The following is a 6,114-nucleotide window of genomic DNA, read 5'->3' as shown; positions in this document are numbered from 1 at the left end:
GAGGTCCGTCGAAGGACCGTCGGCGATGATGTCGCCCTTGTTGACCAGATCGCCCATGCGAACCAGCGGACGCTGGTTGATGCAGGTGTTCTGGTTGGAACGCTGGAACTTCATCAGCCGGTAGATGTCGACGCCGGATTTGCCGGGATCGAGGTCTTCGGTGGCGCGGATGACGATACGCGTCGCGTCCACCTGGTCGACGATGCCGCCGCGGCGTGCGCCGATGGCAGCGCCAGAGTCACGGGCGACGATCGGCTCCATGCCGGTGCCGACGAACGGCGCCTCGGCGCGCACCAGCGGCACGGCCTGACGCTGCATGTTCGAGCCCATCAAGGCGCGGTTGGCGTCGTCGTGCTCGAGGAACGGAATGAGCGCAGCGGCGATGGAGACGAGCTGCTCGGGCGCGACGTCCATGTAGTCGATTCTGTCGGGCGCCACGAGAGGCACGTCACCGCGCATGCGGCACAGCACGAGCTCGTCGACGAATGTTCCGTCGGGATTGAGCTGCGCATTGGCCTGCGCGATCGTGACGTCTTCCTCGCGGTTCGCGTCGAGCCAGGAGATTTCGTCGGTGACCTTTCCGTTCTTCACGACGCGATAGGGCGTCTCGATGAATCCGAGGTCGTTCACCTGGGCAAAGCAGGCGAGCGACGTGATGAGTCCGATGTTCGGACCTTCAGGCGTCTCGATGGGGCACATCCGACCGTACTGCGAGTAGTGCACGTCGCGGACCTCGAATCCGGCGCGCTCTCTCGTCAATCCGCCCGGTCCCAGCGCCGAAAGCCGGCGCTTGTGCGTCAGCTCGGCGAGCGGGTTCGTCTGATCCATGAACTGCGACAGCTGCGACGATCCGAAGAACGCCTGAATGACCGCCGATACCGTACGCGCATTCACGAGATCGTCGAGCGAGATCTTTTCAGGATCGGTGTTGATCGACATGCGCTCCTTCACCAGGCGCGCCATGCGTGAGAGTCCGACCGAGAATTGATTCGCGATCAGCTCGCCAACCGAGCGGATGCGCCGATTTCCAAGGTGATCGATATCGTCCGTGAACCCGCGTCCTTCGTGAAGCTCGACGAGGTAGCGGACGATCGCGATGAAATCCTCACGAGTGAGGACGGTCTCGCTCGCCGGCCGGTTCGTCGCCAGACGCTGATTGATCTTGTAGCGGCCAACGCGGCCGAGGTCGTAGCGCTTCGGCGAGAAGAAGAGTCTCTCCAGCGCCTGCTTCGCCGTCTCGCGGTTCGGCGCGTCACCCGGACGGAGCAGCGAGTATATCTGGCGAAGCGCCTCCTCCTCGGTGTGAGTCGGATCCTTAGCCAGCGTGTTCTTGATGAGCGCAGACTCAGCGCGGCCCGAGGTGACGAACACCTGGACCTTGCCGATCTCGGCCCTTCGCAGCTTCCTGATCTGCGTGTCGGTCAGCTTGTCTCCGCACTCGGCGATGACTTCGCCTGAATCGAGGTCCACCGCGTCGCGAGCAATGATGCGCCGCTCCGGCCGCTCTCCGCGCTCGATGGCATCCGTCTCGTCGCGGAGGTCGATGGTAGTGTATGACGCAAAGACCTTGATACGGTCGATCTTCAGCCGGCGAAGCCGGTTGAAGACCTCTTCGGTGAGCTCGTCGCCTTCCTGCACGAGCAGCTCAGACTGATCGCGCTCGAGCTGAGTGCGTGCCTTCTTCGTCTTGAGACGCGGAGCGTCCGGGTCGACAGCTTCACCGGCGAGCGTGATGTTCTCGGCGATGATTGCGCCGAGGACTTCGCGCTGATCCGTGCGGCTCTCGCGCTTCTTCACGAGGTCGAGCTCACGCTCGGCGAAGAAGAGGCGAAGAATCGCCGAGCTCGTCCCGTAGCCGAAGGCGCGGAGAAGCGCCGTCGCGGGGAACTTCTTCTTCTTGTCGATGTGGACGTAGATCACGTCGTGGATGTCGACCGTGAACTCCACCCACGACCCGCGGAATGGGATGATGCGCGCGGAGATCAGCCGCTGCCCGTTGGGGTGCGTCGACTCCTCGAACACGACGCCAGGCGAGCGATGCAGCTGGCTCACGATGACGCGCTCGGCGCCGTTGATGACGAACGTGCCGAGTGGCGTGAGCAGCGGCAGCTCACCGAGGTAGACTTCCTTCTCGATGATGTTCTTCGGCCGCTTGCCGCCTTCGGTCTCCTCGAAGATGACGAGCTGGAGCGTCGCCTTGAGAGGAGCCGAGTACGTCATGTCGCGCTCGATGCACTCGGCGACAGAATACTTGGGATCGCCGAGCGTGTAGCTCTTGAACTCCAGCGAGAAATTCTCGTGGACGTCGGTGATCGGGAACAGGTCCTTGAAGACTCGCTCGAGCCCGATATCCTCGCGGTCGTGCGAGGCGGCATCCAGCTGCAGCAGCGATTCGAACGCGCGCGTCTGGATGTCGAGCAGATGGGGCATGTTCATGCCCTGGTCGAGCTTTGCGAAGGAAATCTCTTTCATCAATTCTGGCATATGTCACCTACGGGGATGGCGCAGACGCAAACGACTCCTGCCCCGGCGGCCGCGAAATTTTCGCGATGCCGGGGTGGAGCGATGGGAAGTGCTTCAGTTGTGGAGCGACGTCGGATATCGAGCATATCGTCGAAGTTGAAGTGAGGGAAAGGGTTGAACGGCAACCCGGGCCCTTACTTCACTTCGACTTCCGCTCCCTGATCCTCGAGCTTTTGCTTCATTGCAGCCGCCTCGTCCTTCGTGACGCCGGACTTCACGGTGCTCGGTGCGGCGTCGACCAGATCCTTCGCTTCCTTCAATCCAAGGCCGGTCAGCTCTCGCACGACCTTGATGACCTGGATCTTCTTGGCGCCCGCTGCCTTGAGGTTGACGGCAAACTCCGTCTGCTCCTCGGCGGCGGGAGCGGCGGCGGCACCCGCGCCACCGGCGGCGGGAGCTGCACCGACTGGCGCGGCGGAAATGGTGACGTTGAACTTGGTCTTGAAAGCCTCGATCAGCTCGGCGAGCTCGAACACCGACATGTTGCCGATGGCATCGAGAATCTCATCCTTGCTCATGGTTGCGTTGGGGGGGGCCATTGTGTGTTTTCTCCGGGAAAAATTAGGCGCCTTCGCGCTGTGTCTTGAGCGCGTCGAGCGCGCCTGCAAACATGGTTAGCAATCCGCTCAGGGCGCCGACGAAGGCCGCCATGGGTGACTGCAAGCCGGCACCGAGATCGGCCAGCATCTGCTCACGGGACGGGAGCGACGCCAGCTTCTTGACCTGAGCCGTGTCGATCGCCTTCCCTTCCAGCAATCCGCCCTTCACCGCGGGCTTCTGCTCGAACTCCTTCGCGAAATCCGTCAGGACCTTTGCGGCCGCGACTGGATCCGTTCCAAACACGAGACCGGTTGGACCTTTGAGGGTCTCGCCAACCAGCCCGCTCTCGTTGACCGCGCGCAGCGCCAACGTGTTCTTGATCACGACGTACGCGACGCCGGCACGCTTGAGGCGGCGGCGGAGCTCCGTCATGCGCTTCACGTTGAGCCCCGTGAAGTCCGTGTAGTACAGCGATTTCGACCCTTTGAGCTTGTCGCGAAGATCGCTCACCAGCTGCTCCTTTTCGGCTCTCTTCATTGTCGGCTACCGGTAAGGAGTAGTGTCGATGATGACGCCGGGGCCCATCGTGCTCGAGATGGCGACGTTGCGGACGTAGACGCCCTTTGCGGCAGGCGGCTTGGCGCGGACGATCTGATCCATGAACGCGGCGAAGTTGGTCTCCAGCGCTTCCGCCGGGAACGAGACTTTGCCGATTGCAGCGTGGACGTTGCCGCTCTTGTCGACACGGAATTCGATCTTTCCTGCCTTCACCTCGCGGACGGCGCGCGCGACGTCGAACGTCACGGTGCCTGCCTTGGGATTGGGCATCAAACCACGCGGACCGAGAACGCGTCCGAGCGCACCGAGCTGGCCCATCAGGTTCGGTGTTGCGATGAGAACGTCGAAATCGAGCCAGTTCTCCTTGATCTTGGCGATGTACTCCGTTCCGACGTAGTCGGCGCCGGCCTGCTCGGCCTCTCTCGCCTTTTCACCATCGGCGATGACGAGCACGCGCACCGTCTTACCGGTGCCCGCGGGCAGCACGACTGTTCCGCGCACGACCTGATCGGCGTGGCGCGGATCGACACCGAGGCGGACGGCAACTTCGACAGTCTCGTCGAACTTTGCGTACGCCGACGACTTGACGAACTCGATCGCCTGCTTCGGTGGATAGTGCGTGGCGTGATCGCGCTTCTCGGCCGCGGCTTTGTATTTCTTTCCGTGCTTGCGCATCAGTCCTTCACCTCGAGTCCCATCGAGCGCGCGGCGCCGGCGATCATCGCCATTGCCGACTCGACGGAATCCGTGTTCAGGTCCGGCAGCTTGATCTCCGCGATCTTCCTGAGCTGCGCGCGAGTGACAGATCCCACCTTGTTGCGATTTGGCTGACCCGAGCCCTTTTCGATCCCTGCTTCCTTCTTCAACAGGACAGCCGCGGGCGGTGTCTTGGTGATGAAGGTGAAGGATTTGTCGGCGAAAATCGTGATCTCGACCGGAAGAATCGTATCCTGCCCCTGCGTCCGAGCGTTGAACTCTTTGCAGAAGGCCATGATGTTGATTCCCTGCGGACCGAGAGCGGTGCCGACGGGGGGCGCCGGGTTCGCCTTACCTGCAGAGATCTGCAGCTTGACGAATCCAGTGACCTTTTTTGCCATGATACTCCTTAGACGTTCAGTTGCGCGTGGTGCCCACCGTGGGCTGCGCCTCCAACTCCCACGATTTGATTTAGCGTCGTAGTGGTATCCGACGGTGCGCTCCTCGCCGATTCGAAGTTCGGCCGCCCCGCGCAAGGGCAAAATCACAACGCGCTACCCGCTGACCGCTTTGCGCACAGCGCTAAGCGCTTAGCGAAGAGCGGGTCGCGCTTTTAATACCCCTTCAATTGGAGGTAGTCGAGCTCGACACTCGTTGGTCTCCCGAAAAGCGATACCGAGACTCGTACCTTTCCTTTGTCACTCAAAACTTCCTCGACGGTTCCATTGAAATCGGTGAACGGCCCCTCGGTGATTGCCACCGCCTGACCAACCAGGAAGGGAATCTCTTCCTTCACTTCTTCCGGCTCCGTGTCGTCCGCGACACCGAGAAGTCTGTTGACCTCATCGGGGCGCAGCGGCTGCGGGAGTCGCTCGTGGCCGACGAACTTGATCACACCCTGAATGCCGTTGATCGTGTGCGCCGTCTCCTGATCCATCACCATCTCGACAAGCACGTAGCCCGGATAAATCTTCCGCTCCACGTTGACTTTCTTTCCGTTCTTGATCTCGACCACTTCCTGAGTCGGAACGAGCGCCTGCCTGATCGTGCGCTCCTCCGGGGAGCGCGGATCGGCGTCGATCCGTCGCACAATCAGCGACTTGACTTTGTTCTCGTGGCCCGAGGTCGTCTGTATCGCGTACCAGCGGTGTTGATCCACGATTACCGTCCCCTGAATAGCGATGGGATGCCCTCCACCAGAATGAGCTGAAGGAGAACGTCCACGATGCCGAGTACCGCGCCGATGAAGAGCACGAAGATGATGATCTTGATCGTCGTGTCCTTCAGCTGCGCGCGGTCGGGCCACGTCACCTTCCGCATCTCGGTTACGACTTCCTGATAGAAGGTCGCGACCTTGACCGGGAAGCTCGGAGCCCGTGTAGCGACTTCGACTGCCATCTACTTCGTTTCCTTGTGCAGCTTGTGTGCGTTGCAGCGCGGGCAATACTTCTTCCACTCGACGCGCTCTGGGTGCAGGCGCTTGTTCTTCGTGGTGAAGTAATTCCGGTTTTTACAGTCGCTGCAAGCGAGAATGATTTTGTCGCGCGGCATTTATACGTTCCCTGTTCGGGCCTCGGTCACCGGTTCCCCGTCACCGGTGGCCGGTGACCGAGACGCGAGCCAGGCTCCTACTTTATGATTTTCGTTACGACGCCCGCGCCTACCGTGCGGCCGCCCTCTCGGATCGCGAACCTCAGACCTTCGTCCATCGCGATCGGCGTGATCAGCTCGATCGTCATCTGAACGTTGTCACCCGGCATCACCATCTCCATTCCTTCCGGTAGCTCGACACTCCCC

General features: G+C 61.4%; 9 protein-coding genes. All 9 read right to left on the bottom strand.

The window, feature by feature from the left end; all coding sequences use genetic code 11:
- Window positions 1-2,472, bottom strand: a 2,472-nt coding sequence (gene rpoB, locus VES88_11295; GenBank protein HYN82079.1) for a DNA-directed RNA polymerase subunit beta, incomplete at its 3' end; no start/stop codon positions are given.
- 185 nt (window positions 2,473-2,657) lie between these two features.
- Window positions 2,658-3,041, bottom strand: coding sequence for a 50S ribosomal protein L7/L12 (rplL, locus tag VES88_11290; protein HYN82078.1), 384 nt, complete (start codon window positions 3,039-3,041; stop codon window positions 2,658-2,660).
- Window positions 3,042-3,084: 43 nt separating this feature from the next.
- Window positions 3,085-3,600: a 50S ribosomal protein L10 gene (gene rplJ / locus VES88_11285; protein ID HYN82077.1), complete on the bottom strand. Its 516-nt coding sequence runs from the start codon at window positions 3,598-3,600 to the stop codon at window positions 3,085-3,087.
- A gap of 6 nt (window positions 3,601-3,606) precedes the next feature.
- On the bottom strand, window positions 3,607-4,296 hold the full coding sequence (rplA, locus tag VES88_11280) for a 50S ribosomal protein L1 (protein ID HYN82076.1): 690 nt from the start codon (window positions 4,294-4,296) through the stop codon (window positions 3,607-3,609).
- The gene (gene rplK / locus VES88_11275; GenBank protein ID HYN82075.1) at window positions 4,296-4,718 is read right to left on the bottom strand and encodes a 50S ribosomal protein L11; all 423 of its coding nucleotides are present in this window, start codon (window positions 4,716-4,718) and stop codon (window positions 4,296-4,298) included. Before rplK ends, rplA begins: the two co-directional genes overlap by 1 nt.
- Before the next feature lie 212 nt (window positions 4,719-4,930).
- On the bottom strand, window positions 4,931-5,476 hold the full coding sequence (gene nusG / locus VES88_11270) for a transcription termination/antitermination protein NusG (protein HYN82074.1): 546 nt from the start codon (window positions 5,474-5,476) through the stop codon (window positions 4,931-4,933).
- Between the two features lie 2 nt (window positions 5,477-5,478).
- The gene (gene secE, locus VES88_11265; protein ID HYN82073.1) at window positions 5,479-5,715 is read right to left on the bottom strand and encodes a preprotein translocase subunit SecE; all 237 of its coding nucleotides are present in this window, start codon (window positions 5,713-5,715) and stop codon (window positions 5,479-5,481) included.
- Window positions 5,716-5,868 (bottom strand): 50S ribosomal protein L33, encoded by a 153-nt coding sequence (gene rpmG / locus VES88_11260; protein ID HYN82072.1) that lies wholly within the window; start codon window positions 5,866-5,868, stop codon window positions 5,716-5,718.
- Between the two features lie 77 nt (window positions 5,869-5,945).
- The coding region (gene tuf, locus VES88_11255; protein HYN82071.1) for an elongation factor Tu at window positions 5,946-6,114 on the bottom strand (169 nt) is incomplete at its 5' end.

It is taken from the genome of Gemmatimonadaceae bacterium (assembly GCA_035633115.1).
Lineage (GTDB): Bacteria > Gemmatimonadota > Gemmatimonadetes > Gemmatimonadales > Gemmatimonadaceae > UBA4720.
Note: the sequence above shows the minus strand (reverse complement) of the source record. Positions and strands in the feature narration are given on the sequence as shown.

What these genes read in the sequence shown, in the direction of transcription:
- rplL (HYN82078.1), bottom strand. Translation starts at nt 3,041, where the DNA reads ATGAGCAAGGATGAGATTCTCGATGCCATCGGCAACATGTCGGTGTTC.
- rplJ (HYN82077.1), bottom strand. Translation starts at nt 3,600, where the DNA reads ATGAAGAGAGCCGAAAAGGAGCAGCTGGTGAGCGATCTTCGCGACAAG.
- rplA (HYN82076.1), bottom strand. Translation starts at nt 4,296, where the DNA reads ATGCGCAAGCACGGAAAGAAATACAAAGCCGCGGCCGAGAAGCGCGAT.
- rplK (HYN82075.1), bottom strand. Translation starts at nt 4,718, where the DNA reads ATGGCAAAAAAGGTCACTGGATTCGTCAAGCTGCAGATCTCTGCAGGT.
- secE (HYN82073.1), bottom strand. Translation starts at nt 5,715, where the DNA reads ATGGCAGTCGAAGTCGCTACACGGGCTCCGAGCTTCCCGGTCAAGGTC.
- rpmG (HYN82072.1), bottom strand. Translation starts at nt 5,868, where the DNA reads ATGCCGCGCGACAAAATCATTCTCGCTTGCAGCGACTGTAAAAACCGG.